Annotated in this window: 15 protein-coding genes; 3 read left to right on the top strand and 12 right to left on the bottom strand. The window is 47.2% G+C overall.

The window, feature by feature from the left end:
* Positions 1-5: 5 nt before the first annotated feature.
* The 8 genes from ACTNEN_RS08885 to ACTNEN_RS08920 all read right to left on the bottom strand — a co-directional run bounded on the left by ACTNEN_RS08885 (position 6) and on the right by ACTNEN_RS08920 (position 9854).
* Positions 6-902: a YjjW family glycine radical enzyme activase gene (locus ACTNEN_RS08885; protein WP_441205938.1), complete on the bottom strand. Its 897-nt coding sequence runs from the start codon at positions 900-902 to the stop codon at positions 6-8.
* Positions 903-1019: 117 nt separating this feature from the next.
* Positions 1020-2567 (bottom strand): YjjI family glycine radical enzyme, encoded by a 1548-nt coding sequence (locus ACTNEN_RS08890; protein WP_441205940.1) that lies wholly within the window; start codon positions 2565-2567, stop codon positions 1020-1022.
* A gap of 359 nt (positions 2568-2926) precedes the next feature.
* Positions 2927-4087 carry a BMP family lipoprotein gene (locus ACTNEN_RS08895; protein WP_441205941.1) on the bottom strand — a complete coding sequence of 387 codons (1161 nt, stop codon included), beginning with the start codon at positions 4085-4087 and terminating at the stop codon, positions 2927-2929.
* An 88-nt stretch (positions 4088-4175) separates the two neighbouring features.
* Complete coding sequence (locus ACTNEN_RS08900) at positions 4176-5327, bottom strand: hypothetical protein (RefSeq protein ID WP_441205943.1); 1152 nt, start codon at positions 5325-5327, stop codon at positions 4176-4178.
* A 244-nt stretch (positions 5328-5571) separates the two neighbouring features.
* A complete protein-coding gene (gene tig, locus ACTNEN_RS08905) occupies positions 5572-6936 on the bottom strand; it encodes a trigger factor (protein ID WP_441205944.1) in 1365 nt (454 codons plus the stop codon).
* A gap of 125 nt (positions 6937-7061) precedes the next feature.
* On the bottom strand, positions 7062-8456 hold the full coding sequence (locus ACTNEN_RS08910) for an aminopeptidase (RefSeq protein WP_441205978.1): 1395 nt from the start codon (positions 8454-8456) through the stop codon (positions 7062-7064).
* A gap of 115 nt (positions 8457-8571) precedes the next feature.
* Entirely contained in the window at positions 8572-9528 is a 957-nt protein-coding gene (lepB, locus tag ACTNEN_RS08915; protein WP_441205945.1) for a signal peptidase I, read from the bottom strand.
* Positions 9529-9533: 5 nt separating this feature from the next.
* Positions 9534-9854, bottom strand: a complete 321-nt coding sequence (locus ACTNEN_RS08920) for a DUF3783 domain-containing protein (RefSeq protein ID WP_441205946.1) — start codon at positions 9852-9854, stop codon at positions 9534-9536.
* A 135-nt stretch (positions 9855-9989) separates the two neighbouring features.
* Here ACTNEN_RS08920 and ACTNEN_RS08925 point away from each other — a divergent pair, with 135 nt between their 5' ends.
* The 3 genes from ACTNEN_RS08925 to rsmA all read left to right on the top strand — a co-directional run bounded on the left by ACTNEN_RS08925 (position 9990) and on the right by rsmA (position 12461).
* Positions 9990-10901: an alpha/beta fold hydrolase gene (locus tag ACTNEN_RS08925; RefSeq protein WP_441205948.1), complete on the top strand. Its 912-nt coding sequence runs from the start codon at positions 9990-9992 to the stop codon at positions 10899-10901.
* A gap of 154 nt (positions 10902-11055) precedes the next feature.
* Positions 11056-11613, top strand: a complete 558-nt coding sequence (locus ACTNEN_RS08930; RefSeq protein WP_441205949.1) for an HD domain-containing protein — start codon at positions 11056-11058, stop codon at positions 11611-11613.
* Positions 11610-12461: a 16S rRNA (adenine(1518)-N(6)/adenine(1519)-N(6))-dimethyltransferase RsmA gene (rsmA, locus tag ACTNEN_RS08935; RefSeq protein ID WP_441205951.1), complete on the top strand. Its 852-nt coding sequence runs from the start codon at positions 11610-11612 to the stop codon at positions 12459-12461. The genes ACTNEN_RS08930 and rsmA overlap by 4 nt, the downstream gene beginning before the upstream one ends.
* A gap of 173 nt (positions 12462-12634) precedes the next feature.
* On the opposite strand, the gene ACTNEN_RS08940 is transcribed toward rsmA, so the two are convergent.
* The 4 genes from ACTNEN_RS08940 to ACTNEN_RS08955 are packed head-to-tail and all read right to left on the bottom strand — an operon-like array spanning position 12635 to position 17405.
* On the bottom strand, positions 12635-15103 hold the full coding sequence (locus ACTNEN_RS08940; protein WP_441205952.1) for a hypothetical protein: 2469 nt from the start codon (positions 15101-15103) through the stop codon (positions 12635-12637).
* On the bottom strand, positions 15100-15606 hold the full coding sequence (locus tag ACTNEN_RS08945; protein ID WP_441205954.1) for a DUF4446 family protein: 507 nt from the start codon (positions 15604-15606) through the stop codon (positions 15100-15102). Before ACTNEN_RS08945 ends, ACTNEN_RS08940 begins: the two co-directional genes overlap by 4 nt.
* 22 nt (positions 15607-15628) lie before the next feature.
* Positions 15629-16636: a ParB/RepB/Spo0J family partition protein gene (locus ACTNEN_RS08950; RefSeq protein ID WP_441205955.1), complete on the bottom strand. Its 1008-nt coding sequence runs from the start codon at positions 16634-16636 to the stop codon at positions 15629-15631.
* Complete coding sequence (locus ACTNEN_RS08955; protein WP_441205956.1) at positions 16629-17405, bottom strand: ParA family protein; 777 nt, start codon at positions 17403-17405, stop codon at positions 16629-16631. The genes ACTNEN_RS08950 and ACTNEN_RS08955 overlap by 8 nt, the downstream gene beginning before the upstream one ends.
* Positions 17406-17429 lie beyond the last annotated feature (24 nt).

The following is a 17429-nucleotide window of genomic DNA, read 5'->3' on the forward strand; positions in this document are numbered from 1 at the left end:
CAGCTTTAAATTATAATGGTATCTCTAATACCTTCTTTCCGGGCAAGCTCCGCAAGCTGCTTAAGATACGCATCCTCCGGCGGGCACATTTCCTGATACTCCTTCCGGACTCCCATCGGTCTGTACTTTATGATCTTGTACCGGATGTCCTGCACCTCCGAATGCTTCTGCGCCCGTGCAATCGCAAGATACGGTCGGATGGCTCTTGCCGTTTCCACGATGGTTTCCTCCACATGAAAAAGCTCCGGAACCACAACGGTCCTCACCTCAAACAGCTTCCCACGCTCCCCCAGCGCCCTGATATTTTTACGTACCAGTGCATTATCACAGCCTGTCACCCTCTGATGATCCTCGGCGCTCCACGCCTTCACATCCAGCATAACTCCGTCAATCACCGGCAGAAGCCCCGCCGGATCCTCACTGAAGTCATACATCCCATTGGAGTCCAGCAGAAATCCAAGTCCGTCGCGCTTACACAGCACCGCGAGATCGTGGAGCAGCTCCGGGTAAAACGTACATTCGCCTCCGGATACACTCACTCCACGGATGAATGGCACATTTTTAAGGATCTCCCGATGCACATCCTCTGCCGTCATCCACCGGATCCTGGGACTTGCATTATGCTTGCAGATGTGAATGCAGGTATCGCAGGAGACACATTTTGCCGGATCAAATAAAACCAGTCCGTCCTGCATACCAAGCGCTCCTGCCGGACAGGCTTTGACACACTCGCCGCAGTTGATGCATAGCTCCCGGGTCTCCGGATTATGACAATATCTGCAGTTAAAGTTACAGCCCTGGACAAATACCGCCGTGCGGTTGCCTGGTCCGTCCACCGAGCTGAACGGAATAATCTTGTTTACAGGGTAATGCTTCCCCTGAAATCTGGGATCCTGATTCATAACTCCCTCTTTCTTTAGCTATCAGAAAAGGCAGTATGACTTCCGGATCATACTGCCTCCCTGCAAATATTATTTCTAAATAAATCGTGTTTCTAAATCCAATATTGTTTCCCTGGTTTATCTCACCTTACGCTCCAGGATATGCCCGTTATGCTTTGCACCCATACCAAGCGCTGTGGTGTCATGCTTTACATTTTGCCCATGCTCCAGCTTCTCGATCTCCGACTTCTTGACCAGATATCCGGTAATGCGGATGACATCAGAGTCTGCCGCGTAGAATGACAGATACCGGAGATTTTTACGGAAGGAGCCCTTGACAATATCCAGCACATATTCCGGATTTCTGTGCACTGTCATATCAATCGGGAAGATGTCACCGGTTCCGGACGGGAAGTAATGATGGAAATGACTCAGGATATTGAGCTGATCCACCAGATTTTCCGGTTCCTCACCGATCGGGATCCGGGTTCCCGGAGTCACGCCGATATCGGAAGCAATGCCCACCTGTGCATGCAAGAGGAAATGTCCTCCCGTAGCCTCGCAGTACTTGTTATAGTGATGATTATTAAAATCCTCGATCGCATCCATAATCCGGATACCTAATCTGGTTGCCTCATCACTATGACCAAATCTCCACTCCGGATGTCCTTCCTTCGCAAGCAGGATATCCACCGCTTCCGCAAGACCAACCAGACCATACATTGCCGTAAACTTATCCCGATGGATAAATCCCTCCTTGGCAAGAAAATTGTTCTCAAAAAATCCGGATTCCTCCACGATAAAGCGGATCCGCTCGTCCATGTATCTTGCCTGGATATCCATCACATATGGGAGCTGGTTTTTAAGAAAATCCTCCGTATCCTTCGCGCGCTTTGCAATGTTTCCAAGGATCAGGCGCACCAGTGTATAGGATCCGCCGCCATATTTAAGTCCATTGTAGCAGGAGGCAATGACATAGTCCTCTCCCAGCTCCGACTTAAACATCCTGTGATTTCCAAAGCTTGGCTTCGCGGAAGCAAGTGCCGCCCGTACGCATTCAATTGCGAATGCATCCGGCGTGATATCCTCGTCATACTTCATCGTCATATTAGGGACTGCATCCTTCGTGTCTGCAATGACCTTTAATATAATTCTGCCTGCCTTGGTGTCCTCCGGTCCGATATTTCCATGAGAAAACGAATCCAGTATGGTACGGTCCATATTAATGAAAAACAGACGGATCAGCTTATACGCAAGCTCCTCATCCATATCCTGTACAAAGGGATCCAGAAGCTTATCCAGTGCGCCGACATATACCGGGAAATTGGTAACGGACGGGACATGACGATAAAAGATCAGAAGATCATTGATTGCTTCAAATAGATCCTTAGGCGCTTCCAGATTAAGGAAGCCAGATCCTTCCTTCATAAATTTGGCATAATCCGGGATAATATATCTCGGGCGGAGCGGTGCATGTCCTTCACTTAAATCACAGATGCACTGCTTGTCTATCGGCTGATTTAAAAGCTCATCCAGACCATCCGGCAGATCCATAACCTCCAGGAGAGAATCCGCAAGATTGGCCATCGTCGCGACCTTCTGCTCGTGCGTCAGTGTTGGACTCTTCACCGTTTCCAGCATTGTCTCACGTGTCTTCTCCACGCGTTCCATACTTATATTTCTCATATCTTCACCTCATAAAAGCCATAACCTTTTCAGATATCTAGTATCCAACTTTTTACGATAAAAGTCTATAGAAAACAATAGTCTTTATCATATTTTTATCACAGGATTTTTTACTGTACTTTTGATACGAATAAAATCCGGAAAAACATGGAGGTCCAGCCAGCATTGCAGGTGAGTTCTGGTCTCTTTTGTTTCATCATTTTCAAAATGCAAAAATGGCAGCGGCAAAAGATATACTCACATCCTGCATACAAAAAGACCGGATCCCGCAGGAACCGGTCTTTCTATACTTTTTTACGAAGCATCCTCTTGCCACTGCATCATGTACAGGCAAGTCTCAGCTCTTTCTAATTTCTGAATTAGTCATCCAGCTCATATACATTGCCGTACTTTGCCTCAAACTCTTCCTTGGTCTTTGGTACGGTAATCTTGCCATCGATGATCTGCTGCTTGATCTCCTGTACCTCGGAAAGGACAGCCGGATCAATATTATTTGTCGTAGGAGCCAGATCCACACCTTCATCAGCAAGAGAGTAAACCTTGACTCCGCCACTCAGTTTGCCTTCTACGGTTTCCTTGGAAACATCATAAACTGCATTGTCCACTCTCTTCATAGCGGAAGTAAGGACATGCTCCGGAGCCAGGCTGGACTGATCCGAATCAACACCGATTGCCCAGATGCCAGCTTCATTGCAGGCTTCAATGACACCAAGTCCTGTACCGCCGGCTGCATGGAAGATTACGTCTGCGCCATTGGTAATCATCTGTGTTGCCGCAGTCTTTCCGGCAGCCGTATCTGAAAAGCTGTTGGCATTGTTCTGAAGCACCGTTGCATCCGGATTAGCATCCAGTACACCGGCAACATAGCCATATCCGAACTGGTTCATGATATCTGTGGACATACCCAGTACAAATCCCACCTTATTGGTCTTGGTGGTCTTACCTGCAACATAGCCGACAAGATAGGATGCCTGTGACTGCTCAAAAGTAAGAGAAGTTACATTTGGCTCATCCGCAAGAGACGCATCATCAATGATTGCGAACTGCACATCCGGATTAGCCTCTGCCTCCTGCTTCAGTGCATCCGCAAGTGCATATCCAACGCAGATGATCATATCATAGTCTTCATCTACAAATGCTTCAATATTAGGGATATAGTCTGCATCGGTCTTGGACTCAAGATACTGAGCCTCGATGCCCATATCCTTCTGTGCTCTCTGCAGTCCTTCCCAGGCAGACTGGTTGAAAGATCCATCATGCACTCCGCCGGTATCGGTTATAATACCAATCTTCTTTCCTGTACCATCCGGCATCTCTCCGCTTGTCTCCTTGGCATCCTTAGCTGCCTCGGTTGTTTCCGCAGAAGCAGCACTCGTTTCTGCCGCACTGCCTGTCTCTGCCGCCTGTGCTGTAGTTTCCGCTGCGCCGGTAGTTGTAGTTGTGCCAGCCGAGGAACCACATGCCGCAAGCGATGCTGTCATGGATGCTGCCACCATAACTGCGATCAGTTTCTTTTTCATAATGAATTTTTCCTCCTCGTCATTAGTTCATGACAAATTATATTTCATATAACGATATTATATGTTTTTAGCAATAGGTCTGCAAGCATCACTTTACATATTGCAGGATAAACTCAATGAGTGCCGGTATATTAAAGCCGCCATCCATCATCTGTCCGAGCGCGCTGTTGATAATCGAGACGGCAATCAGCAGAAATCCTGCGGCAATCATAAGAAGCATGAACGTAACCAAGGCAATGATGGTCGTACGGATCGCTCTCTTATTGTCTCCCCCATAGACTGCTGTGGTCGCCATATAATTAAATACAATGCCAAGCGGAAGTGCAAGGATCTCCGCAACAATCGCAAGAAACCAAAGTCCCATCAGCATGCAGAGCACCGAAAAAACATGCACGCAGTCGATAAAAATCCCCGACACCCAAAATACGGAAAGGATATCCCGGATGCCTACATTTCGTCCTGCTCCTGAGACAATCGCAACCAGAAACGGATAGATCATCATATATATGGTATACAGCACAGCCGCCTGCAGACCTGACGCAATACCTCCGGAAAGCAGTCCTCCGGCTAAAAAAGCCGCCACTCCTGTCATAAAAAAGGTCCACGCTGCACGATGATCCGGATCTGTAAGCTGTGCGGAAAGTGTTGCCTGCGGATCCGCAAAAAAAGCTGTAAAGATCATGCGTATACTACGGAAATACCCTGTCGTATACACAGGTCTTCTCTTATCTGTCTCCCGCGCCTGCTCCAGGATTTTTTCATATACGCTCTTTTCTGCCATAGTTTTGATATCTTGAGCCCCTGCTTCTGAGGACTTTTCTTCTTTTTCGTCTTCTTTTTCGTCTACCTTTTTGTCTGTCGTAGGATGATCAAGCACCTGCGTACTCACAGCATCAGATCCCCTGGGCGCTGCTGCTCCATTCATCTCCTTATCTTTCAGTGGCAAAGGTAACGGCTCTGGTTTTGCAGCTGCATCCATCGTAGTCTCCTGAAATGGCATGGATAGCGATTCCGACGGCTCTGCTGCACCCGCTGCTTCCTCAGGTGGCATTGGCATCGGTTCCGGAGCTGTCTCATCGTTCCTGTAGGATGGAAGATCTATGAGCTTGGGTATTGTTACCTTCTGAACGGTAAGCTCCATGACATCACTGCTGTTCTTTTTATATTCTTTATCCTTAAGCTTCTGAAGCTTTTTTTCAAGCTTCCGTATTTTCTTTTCCCTCTTACTGAGCTTTTCCATGTTCCTTTATCACTCTGCTTCCTATGAGTTATCCACATTCAGATCCTTGATTTTATCAGAAAAACTGAATTTTTCAGAGGATTTTCTCAACTTATCCACATTCTTGTCCACATTATGTGCACTATTCCACATGTTTATGCACTTATCTTAGCATACCCCCTGTGATTTCTCAATCTTTCCGGCATGACGTAAAAAAGAGTATAAAAAAAGAGGACCCCATATGATGGAATCCTCTTTATACAACTTAATTTGCAGCCGCTGTAGTTTCAGCAGCAGCTGTGGTTTCGCCGATGTTGGCGGTTTCAACCGCTGCGCTGCTTGTCCCCACAGCTATATTCTCTGCGGCACTGCTCTCTGATGCTGCGGCAGCTTCTGTTTCTGCGGCTGCCTCTGTCGCTGAAGCCGCTGCATCTGTTTCTGCCGCAGCTTCATCCTGCACCGTAACCTTGACCTGACCCTCGAGATACTCCAGGACCGCATTATTCACAACTTCATTTTTAACGGTCTCTCCACCATACTGCTCGATCAGCTTGATACGGTTATAGGTGGTTCCTGACATTGTGGTCATATCATCCGCCAGCTTGTCAATCAGCGCATCCGTTGCTTCAATGCCCTGATCCTTGGCAATCTGCTTGAGGATGAAGTACTGCTTTGCGTACTGCTCGCCCTCGGATTCCATCTCCTTCTTGAAGTCATCTAAGCTTATGCCGTACTGATTATACTGATTAAGATAATCTGCAAGTCCCACACCATACTGCTTTGCCTGCTGGACATTACTATAGATCATAAAGTCGATGCCATACTGCTTCATCTCATCTGAGAGAGTGATATCAGACTGATCCACCAGTTGCTGCAGGGCTTCCTGCTGGATATAGCTGTGATACTGGTAATCATAGTTTGCCTCCAGCATTTCTTTTATCTGCTGGCGGAATTCATCCGCTGTCTGAGCCGTCGTCTGATCATAGCTCTTAACCCACTCATCGGTAAGCTCTGTGGGTACTCTCTTGATGGTATTTACAGTAACCGCAAACTGTGCAGCCTTTCCTGCAAGATCCGCCTGTTGATAATCCGCCGGAAATGTCACATTCACCGTAACCTTATCGCCAGCCTTAGCTCCAACCAGCTGATCCTCAAATCCAGGGATGAATTTTCCGGAACCAAGCTTAAGATCATATCCCTTGGAGGAGCCTCCATCAAAGGCTTCTCCATTGATCGTACCCTCATAGTCAATATTGACGGTATCTCCTTCCTCTGCCGGACCATCGACTTCCATCAGGTGCTGCGGAAGGATGTACTGAATCTGCTGATTCACCATTTCATCATCTACCACGGTTTCCGGTGCCGTTGTAACCTCAATTGTACTGAAATCCGGCATCGTAATGGTACCCATCTTGGAAAGTGCCGGTGCTTTTGGCTTTTCCGTAGCTTCCATCTTTTTCACTTCCGGATTGTCCTCGGATATTTCCGATGAGGTTGCTACATCATCTGCTGTAGCAGTGTCTGCCGCCTGTATGGTTTTAGCCGCATCCGGAGTGGATTTTCCACAGCCCGCTGCCGCAATCACCATGGAAACTGCTGCTGCAGCAATGAGTATTGTTCTTTTTTTCATTTTTATGATCTCCTGTTATATTTTCCTGCGCTGTCGATATACATTTTACGATATACGAAGCTCTCGCAGATGTACCCGCATAAACCCTATTACTGTACGAGCGCTGTCAGCAATTGTCAATCCCTTTACCGGTTAAACGCCCGGAAGGCACGGTATGTATAATAGACATCCAGCTTGGAGGTAATCTCAAAGGGCGCATGCATGGCAAGCACCGGAACTCCCAGATCCACCGTATCCACATTCATATCCGCAATAAACATGGCGATGGTTCCGCCGCCGCCTGCATCTACCTTTCCAAGCTCTCCGATCTGCCACATGACATCCTCATCCTCCAGGCAGCGGATCACGCGGTACATGGTTTCCGCAGAAGCATCATTGGAGCCGGATTTTCCACGCGCACCGGTATACTTGGTAAGTACCGGTCCCTTATTGAGGTAGCATGAGTTTTGCGCCTCAAACACATCGGCAAAGGTCGGATCATATGCAGCATTGACATCTGCAGACAGGCACATGGATTTCCGAAGCACATCCCGTACACGTTCCCCTTCGCACTCAACAAGATCCTCCATATAATGAAGGAGCATATCCGAAGCCATACCAGTGGCGCCCTGCGAGCCGGTTTCCTCCTTGTCCGTCAGCAAGGTGACGGTTGTGAATGCAGGCTTCTCCGCTGAAAGCTCAGCCATCAGCGCTGTATACGCGCATACCTTGTCATCCTGTCCGTATGCACCCACCATGGAGCGGTCCAGACCAACATCGACTGCCTTCTGTGCCGGTACCAGCGTAAGCTCCGCTCTTAGGAAATCCTCCTCTGTCATGCCAAAGCGCTCATTCAGGATGGAGAGCACCTTCAGCTTAAAAGCAGCCTTTACCTTATCATCCTGAATCGGTGTGGAGCCTACAAGGATGTTGAGCTCCTCGCCACGCAGTCCCTCAGCAAGCGTACGCTGATTCTGCTTTGCTGCAAGATGCGGCAAAAGATCCGTTACCACAAACACCGGATCATCCTTTTCCTCTCCGATATGAAGATCTACAGCACTGCCATCCTTAAGCATCACTCTTCCGTGCAGGGCAAGCGGCGTGGTCCCCCACTGATATTTCCGGATACCGCCATAATAATGCGTTTTGAAGTATGCAAGCTCATCCTTCTCATATAGAGGATTTGGCTTTAAATCCAGTCTCGGAGAATCAATATGCGCAATATTAAAGTGCACACCCTGATCCAGCGGATTTTGTCCAAAGGTCGTAAGGATCAGGTTTTTGCCGCGGTTATTGTAGTATACCTTATCTCCGGGTACGTATTTCCTGCCCCTTTCAAAAGGTACATATCCGGCATCCTCCGCAAGACCGATGGTATATTTGACGCACTCCCTCTCAATCTTGGAGTGGTTCAGAAATTTCTTATATCCCTCGCAGAACTCTTCCGCTTTTTCAATAGCCTCCGGACGTTCCATACCGATATTTTTTATTGTATAGCAGAGCTTTTCTTCCAGCTTCTGACCATCTGTTTTTGACATAATGATTTTCCTTTCTTTCACGCAGCTCTAAAACACCGCAAAATTTTATAAGCACCATAGTATCGGTCTACTGTGACCAATCTGTGAAAAATGTTATGCCGATTCTATCTATACAGAATCAATGCACTATGCCCATTTCACTTAGAGGCCAGTACTTCACATAAACCTTGGCGATCATCCGGTCGCGCTTCACAAAATTATTGCTGCCCCAGTATCTTGCGTCCATCGAATTATTACGATTGTCGCCCAGCATGTAGTAGCAGCCCTCCGGCACGGTAACATCCACCTCCGGGAACTGATTTCCATCACAAATCATCGGCTCCGGCAGATATACCTCTTCCTTAGCTTCTCCATTGACATACAGGGTACCGACCGGGACCTTACCTGTGGATGATTTAACCGGAAGCTTGGAGATCTCGGAAGCATCCACCTCTCCGGTTTTTTTGATTTCAATATGATCCCCCGGCATGCCAATCACACGCTTTACATAATAAATCACGCGGTTCTTGCTGTCTGCCTGTCCGCAGTTGGGACATACGCCGGCATCCGTCTCCCGGTACTCTGCACCGCAGTTCCGGCAGGTATAGCCGTAAATAAAAATTGCCACATCATCTCTCGCAACATCCCCAAAGGTATACTTCAGTCTCGAACCAAATACCCGGGAGCCAGCCATGATGGTGTTTTCCATTGAGCCTGTCGGTACAGTGGAATTGGCGATAACAAAGTTATTAAGCAGAAATGCCGCTACCGCTGCAAACACAAGGATCTTGATCCACTCGATAATTTCACTTAGCACACCTGGCTTTTTTTCTTCCGGTTCCTTCTGATCCCTGCTGTGTCCGGCATGCTTATGATGTTTTTCCTGTTTTGCCTCAGATTTTATTTCGGTTTTTATGTCAGACTGTACCTCAGGATTTCCCTCTGATTCTATGTCCTGCGGCTCATCCTGCAGCTTGGTCGTATACTTATCCTGATCCTTATCCTGATCCTTATCTTTATCCTTCTTGGGATCCGGAAGCTCCGTTACCTTATGATCTACAATCTCTATAAATGGATTATTTTTATTGTTTTCCATGGCTCTCACTGTTCTTTCCTGTTGTTCATCGTTGTGTGCTCCTCCAGAAGCTCCTCATAAAGCCTTTTCAGCCTCCATTCGCGATTTGTTTCCGTTTCCACACATTTTAAATTTACTGTAACCCCATTTCTGCGCAGTGCTCCAAGGAACTGCCGCATTTCCTCTCCGGTAAAGCCGCTCATCCGCATCATCTCGGCATCCTCCGGCAGCTCCCGGACTTCCTCCTCCGGTATCTCCTCAAGACGGATCCTCTGCAGTATTGCAACTGACCGCACCGTACGAAGCTTCGCTCTATCTTTCTGATTTATATATAGAAGTTTTTTCATGTCGTTCCTCCACGATTTATGTATTATACCTTATGCATTCTCGCCATGCAAAGAATTTTACCTATTGTGATTCTTGTAATTCCTGTCCCTGATGCTAAAATTATTTTAATAAACATATATTTTATGGAGGTCATTATGGAAAAGAGAGTCTGGCGTGCGCCTGCTGCCAATGGTGTCGGTACAATCTACTGTGTGCTGCTTCGGGATGAGACAACTGCGCCTCGTGCCATCATCAACCTTGTCCATGGGATGCAAAGCCATCTCGGTCGATATGATGCACTCTCGGAGGAGCTTGCCAGAAAGGGCTTTATCGTCATCCGACAGGATCTGCAGGGACATGGACACAGCGCCAATGTATCCGGTTCCTTTGGCGAGAAGGATGGCTGGCAGGCAATGCTCCATGACCTGCGTCGTATGAACCACCTGGCACAGAAATGGTTTCCGGGACTTCCCATGATCATGTTCGGTCACTCTATGGGATCGTTTCTTGCAAGAGATTTTGCTTCCAGATATCCTAAAGAGCTGGATGGTCTGATTCTGTCCGGAACTGCCGGTGTAAGCTATAAAACCCGTATTGCTTACTCTTATATCGCTACGCAATATAAAATCCACGGCAGCATGTATGACGGACATAAATACACTAACAAGATGGCAGAAATATTTTTAAAGGATATCTCCAATCCGGTCAATAGCTATGCCTGGTGCTCTACGGACGAGGAAACCTGCCGGATGCATGAGCACGACCCCTTAGCCTGCCATCTTACACTTGGTGCATGCTTTGATGTTCTGAAGGGACTTCTTGGAATTTCCGGGAGCAGTTGGGCAAAAAAGGTTCCCGACATTCCCATCTACATTTTCAGCGGCGGAGCCGATCCTGTCGGGGACTATGGCATCGGTCCTGCCCAGGTCTATGCCTGGCTTAAGGGCACCGGTCACGGGGATGTGAGTCTCAGGATCTATCCGGGGAAACGTCATGAGATGCTGATGGAAACCAACCGGGAGGAAGTGAAACAAGCTCTTTTATCCTGGATTGATGCACATTTTTAAGCTTCAGCATATATAATATTTCAATGAATATTTCCTAAACTCTCTTGTTTCCGGGATGAGAATCGTTTATATTGTTGATACCTGAGAGAACACAGTTTCGTTGATCCTTCCCCGGAGAGCCGCGGAAGGGTTTATATAGAAAGGAATGATGCCAATGGTTTTATCCGATGATGCAATACAATTTGCGGAACAGTTTTCTGATATCACGAGTAATCCAAATTACCGGATGTTAAAAGCTGTTCCGAGACATGGAAGCACCAACACCTATGATCACAGTGTCAGAGTGGCAGAAATGGCTTATCACATGGCTCCGAAGTTCGGTGTGGACTCCGTCAGCGCTGCGAGAGTCGGTCTGCTGCACGATTTCTGTCTTGTAGATTACCGTAAGGGAGATCCGGTGGGGCACAATGGCCGCATGTACTGCTTCTATCATCCGGAGGATGCTGTGGAAAATTCCGAGAAGGAAGGCTACAAGCTCTCCGAGAAGGAAAAGAAAGCCATCCGCAGTCATATGTTTCCGCTGGCTACTTCCGTGCCAACCTCAAGACTCGCTTATATCCTGACACTGTCCGATAAGATTGTTGCGACACAGGAATCCTTTGCCAATGCCGTGGAAAGCTATATGAGATTCAAGATGCTTCTGAATGCTAAAAGGTTAAAAGCGGTACGCGTTCTCCACAGGGATCATTCAGATGAACTATGGACAAGATGAAATTAATTAATCCACAGGAAACCATCCGTATCATTCAGCAAAATGAATTCCGCTTTCAGAAGCGCTTCGGTCAGAACTTTCTGATTGATGCCAATGTGCTGAACCGGATCATTACAAGCTCGGAAATTACAAAGGAGGATTGTGTCCTCGAGATCGGTCCCGGCATCGGTACCATGACACAGGCTCTGGCAGAGGCTGCCGGTCACGTGGTAACGGTCGAGATCGATGATAACCTGATTCCAATTCTTACATCTACACTGAAGGATTATGAAAATGTTACCATCCTGCATAATGACGTATTGAAGCTGGATCTCAATGAGGTCATTGATACCTATAATGCAGGGAAACCTGTCAAGGTCGTAGCCAATCTGCCTTACTACATCACAACGCCGATCATTATGGGGCTGTTTGAAAGTCTCGCTCCCATCTTATCCATTACCGTTATGGTACAGAAGGAGGTTGCAGACCGGATGAAGGCAGGACCGGGAAGCAAGGACTATGGAGCGCTTTCCCTCGCGGTGCAGTATTATGCCGAGCCGGAAATCGTACAGCAGGTTCCGCCAAACTGTTTTATCCCGCGGCCAAATGTCGGCTCTGCCGTCATTCGCCTGAAGCGCTACCCGGAGCCACCGGTTAACGTGCAGGATGAGAAGTTTATGTTTCAGCTGATCCGCGCAGCCTTTGGTCAGCGTCGGAAGACTCTTTTGAACTCGCTCTCTCATGGTGCGGGACTCCAAAAGGATGTAATTTTGCAGGCTCTTGATAAGATGAGTCTCCCGGCAACAGTCCGCGGAGAAGCACTGACACTGGAGCAGTTTGCCAGGTTGAGTGACCTGCTGCAGCCGTAGGATACGCGCGATCTACTGCCTGGAAACAAACAGTTGCTGTTTCACAACATGGAACCTGGCTTTTAATCTGTACTTGTGTTAGGGCTTATAGCTTTATTGCTTGCAGCTCATAAAAAACGGATCGGAATTGATCTCCGACCCGTTTTTTTATGCCATATTTCCGTAAGCTTCCATCAGTTTTTGACCGGAACCGAAGCCACAAAATGATATCCCTGGTCTTTAAAATAATTCTCTCCGTCTTCTCTCCCCATCAACTGCTCTGTTCCGTCGCCGGGGTTATAAAGCCGTATATTGAACTGATCATAGCCCGTGACAAGCTGATAGCTCTCTCCGCTGTAGGCCACAACCGGTATTCCTTTCCCGACAAAATACAGCACACTGTTAAGATCCAGACCGGAAGCATTGACCATGATCATATCCTCATACAGATTAAGCCCGGTAAGCTCCGGCAGCTTCTCTATGAGCTCCTGTGCCTTAGATGCCGGGTCCTTGATATGCACAATTGTTTCCTTATCATCCCGGTTCCATATCATGTGCTGATTCTGATCCGTCACATAGCCCTGATCCTCATAGATAAGATTCCATGCTTCTCTTAAGGATTGTGTTCTGCCGCGGAAATGTCCCATAGACCATGCATAAAAGAGCTGTCCACTGCTCTTTGTATCTGCAGTAAACTCAATAGAGGAAGTCTTTTCCACAGATAGATGCTCTGGCGTATGGAGTGAAACGCTCCTTTTCCCAAGATTTTTAACCTTAAGCAGATAGATTTTCTGCTTTACACCGGAATTTTCACTTTCCACAGAAGCTTTTGTCGTATCCGCTCCCTCCAGATTGGAAATGATTGAGTCTTCTCCTTGCTTTGACAGATCTCCGGCATTTAGCTTATCAAAATGGATCCGTCCGCCGCCTACCTCAATATTGGCAAAGACCAGACCCTCCTTATGATAATCCGTCTTTATGTTCTGTTCGGCATCCTCAATACAGATTCTGGAGACCGGAACCTCCTGCATTGTGGTGTACGTATCCTGCACGGAAGCCTCTGTCAGACCATAAACCAGATCCTCACCTATAAAACCAAGGATCCTTACATTATCTCCATCCGGAGAAATTGTAAAGCTGTTGTCAGAATCCAGATCCATAAACATGAGCTTACTACTGTGATACCGGTCAGACGCCGCCGGATCCTGCCATGCAATATATCTGCCGGACTCCGAGCTTGCAAATTCGGACTGCTCAAGTCCCTCCGCAATGGTGACTACCTCCATGCTGTTGATATCAACACCATAGATACTTCCCTCATAATAGAGGTACAGCATTCCTCCGCTGCTGATATATGAGAGTTGCTCAACATTCCACGCAATCTGTTCATAGTTTTCCGGGATTCGGATAAAGAAGTTTTCTGTAACGGTATCCTCTGAATTATCATAGGTGTAATATACAATTCCGTTATAACCCTCATGCTTTCCACGATTGATATAGCCATAAACAAGGAAATTTACATCACCGTTATTTTGCACAGATAAAACCCTGATTTTGTGTGCCCGGTAATCAGATCTCAGACTATCGTTCTCCCCCCGATAGGTAAAAATCTGTGTAAGCTCTCCGTGATCCGAGGCATCGTATCTCCAAAGTGCATCTCCTGTAGTAAATGCAGTAAACTGCCCGGAATCCGAAGCCTGGGTTTGGATCGCTTCCTCGCTTCCTATGCCGATCGCTATACTGTTATCCTTAAACCGATCGCCGGATCCATCAAAAAGCTCCTCTGTCCTCCGGTCAAAATTCATCATAAAGATTCTCTGGGGATCATATCGCAGCAGATAATTATCTTCATTTCTGAATTTCGTTACCGTTCCCTGGTCTGATGTGCACTCTGACTCATATACGATCTGGATTTCTCCCATAACTCCGGACATCTCCTTGACGGTCAGGTAAAAATCTCCGTCAGGCTTCATGCCTGTATTTCCCCAAGTAATCTGGTCAAAGCTCGAGTGAATCGTCACATGTCCGAGATCCGTTTGATCCACGGTATCATTGCTTTCCATATACTGTGTGAGCTCTCTCGCCGCAGTCTTATCAAAGGATTTCTCGGTAAAAGACCTCGCAAGCGAAATCATATCCGCCGCATAATTTTGATCTGTCCACAAGATCCGCGTATAAAAGTTAAGCGTATCCTCGCCAGTATCCACCGTAAGCTTTAAAAGATACTCCTGGTCCTTTGCAATCAGGTTCTGAATCGGCACAGTAAATGATGTTTTACCATCGCTGGTGCCTAGATCTGTCACCGTGCCGTTTTCTATCAGATGGCTGAGATCCAGTGAACGTATCTCATACTGTACCGTCTGAATGCTGCTGTCATAGTCCTGCATGACCAGTGCAAGCTTACGATCCTCCGGAAGTACCGTGATAGAGTCCCTCGCCGCCTGATTTCCCATATCCTGCAGATACGCATGCATCGGATTGATCAGTAAATCCTGCTCCTTTACAAACATCACCGGCAGCTTGGGATCCCCCATTGTAGAGTACACGGTATTGGATCGTTCCATCGAGCGGAAAGAGAATATAAAATAAACAATGAGAGCGGCGAGAAAGATGCCGCTCATAAAAAGAATCCTGTAAATACGTTTTTTCGTCTGTTTTTTCACTGCTGCTGTTTCTCCCGATATCCAAGTGCCTGCTCAAGCGCAAGCTTCTCCTCCGCACCGAGCTCAACCTCCGTGGTTCCGGCATCTACATCCTTGATGTACAGGAAACAGCCTTCCTTGGAATACACGGAATTTAACACAAAGCCAGTATTGGTATAGTCCAGCATAGCCATTGCGAATGACAAATTACCGCCGATTCCCCCAAAGGCATTATATTTGATCATGCCAAATTTCTGAAAGGACGCACGGATATTCCGGTTCAGGATACGAAGCATTTCCTTGTTTTTCTGGTCCTCATCCTCAAGATTTTCCACATGCTTCTGCAGTGCCACGAAATAATCCTCAAGAGATTCCGCATCCTTTCCCCGCATAAAAAACTCATACTGCTTTCTGAGCCTCTTATATTTTGCATTTGCCCGGATGGCAAGAATCAGTGAAATAAATGCCAGTAGCAAGGCTGCCCCAGTCGCCGCCAGCATGATATACTCTCTATTTATCATCATAATCACTCCAGGACTCCGGATTTCAGGAGCCGGAAGCCGAATTTAATATGGTAAAAATCCGGTCCAGATCCTCCGGTGTGTAATATTCAATCTCAAGCCTTCCCTTATGGGTATCCTTAGGCACAATCGAGACCTTTGTGCCAAGACTTGATTTCATTTTTCTCTCCAGATCCTTGTATATCGCCTTGAGCTGCTTCATTTCCTCTGCTTCCGGAGATGCCTTCTTTTCCTTTTTTTCCTTTGCAAGCTTATCCAGCTTTACCAGATTTTCAATCTCACGGACACTGAGATTTTCTTCCTCGCACTTCCTCGCTATCCGGATCCGAAGCTCGGAATCCTCAATGCCAAGCAGCGCCCGCGCATGTCCCTGCGTGATTTTCCCCTCACGCAGCATCTCCAGAATCTCCGGCTCCAGCTTCAGAAGTCTCAGGCTGTTGGTAATGGTCGAACGTTTCCTTGCGACCTTTTCCGCAACCTCCTCCTGTGTCAGACCATATTCTGTAATGAGGCTTTGATATGCGAGTGCTTCCTCCACCGCATTGAGATCCTCTCTCTGAATGTTCTCGATAATGGAAATCTCACGGCTGGTTCTTTCATCCATCTCCCGGATAATAACCGGAACTTCCTTAAGTCCTGCCATACGTGCAGCTCTCCAGCGGCGCTCTCCTGCAATAATTTCATAGAGCGGTCCCTGCTTCTTTACAATCAAAGGCTGAATAACACCATATGCACGGATGGAGGCAGCAAGCTCCTCCAGGTCATCCTCATCAAAGGATTTCCGTGGTTGATTTTCATTGGGCTGGATCAGACTTAGCTTCAGCATGACCTGTCCCTCGCCCTCTGCCACATTTTTTCCTTTCTGTTCCTCCGTCTCCGGAGCTCTGAGCCTGACCTCATTACCTTCTCCAAGCTCCTCTTTCCGCTTTTCGGCTACGGTCTTATAATGTGTCCTTGGTTTTGTCTCCTCCGTAGATGCAGAAGCCGGGCCAAAGATACTGCTCACACCCTTTCCAAGTCTTGATTTAGCCATTCAGTTCATCCCCCTTGCTCATAACCTCAGCTGCAAGTCTCCGATAGCTTTCCGCACCGCTTGACGAGGACTCATATATGGTAATCGGCTCCCCGTGACTGGGAGCTTCCGCAAGCCGTACATTCCGTGGAATGATCGTATCATAGATATTGCCCTTGAAATTCTGACGCACTGCATCTACAACGTCCTGTGACAGCCGGTTTCTGCTGTCATACATGGTAAAGACAATACCTTCCAGCTTCAGATCCGGATTCAGCTGCTGCTGTACAATATGAATGCTTTCCATTACCTGCTTCAGACCCTCAAGTGCATAATACTCACACTGAATTGGTATGATTACCGTATCTGCGGCGGTAAGTGCATTGACAGTAATCGTTCCGAGACTTGGAGGACAGTCGATCAAAATATAATTATATTGCTCCTTATATGGTCTCAGAATATCCTTCAGTACATAGTTCTTACGATCTACATCCACAAATTCCACATCTGTTGCTGCGAGGTCCATGTCTGCAGGAATCAGATCCATATTTTCAATAACATCCTCAAGTATCGTTTCAGACAGATCACAGTCTCCGGTAAGCGCATTATAAATACTATGCTCTACCTCGCTCATATCAACACCAAATCCACTTGTCGCGTTTCCCTGAGGGTCAAAATCCAGCAAAAGCACCTTTTGATTTGCTTCAGCCAGAGTTGCCGCAAGATTAATTGCTGTCGTTGTCTTACCAACGCCGCCTTTCTGATTTGTAATTGCAATGATACGTCCCATGATCACCTCTGAACTTTTCTGTTC

It is taken from the genome of Oribacterium sp. HCP28S3_H8, assembly GCF_052064775.1.
Lineage (GTDB): Bacteria > Bacillota > Clostridia > Lachnospirales > Lachnospiraceae > Oribacterium.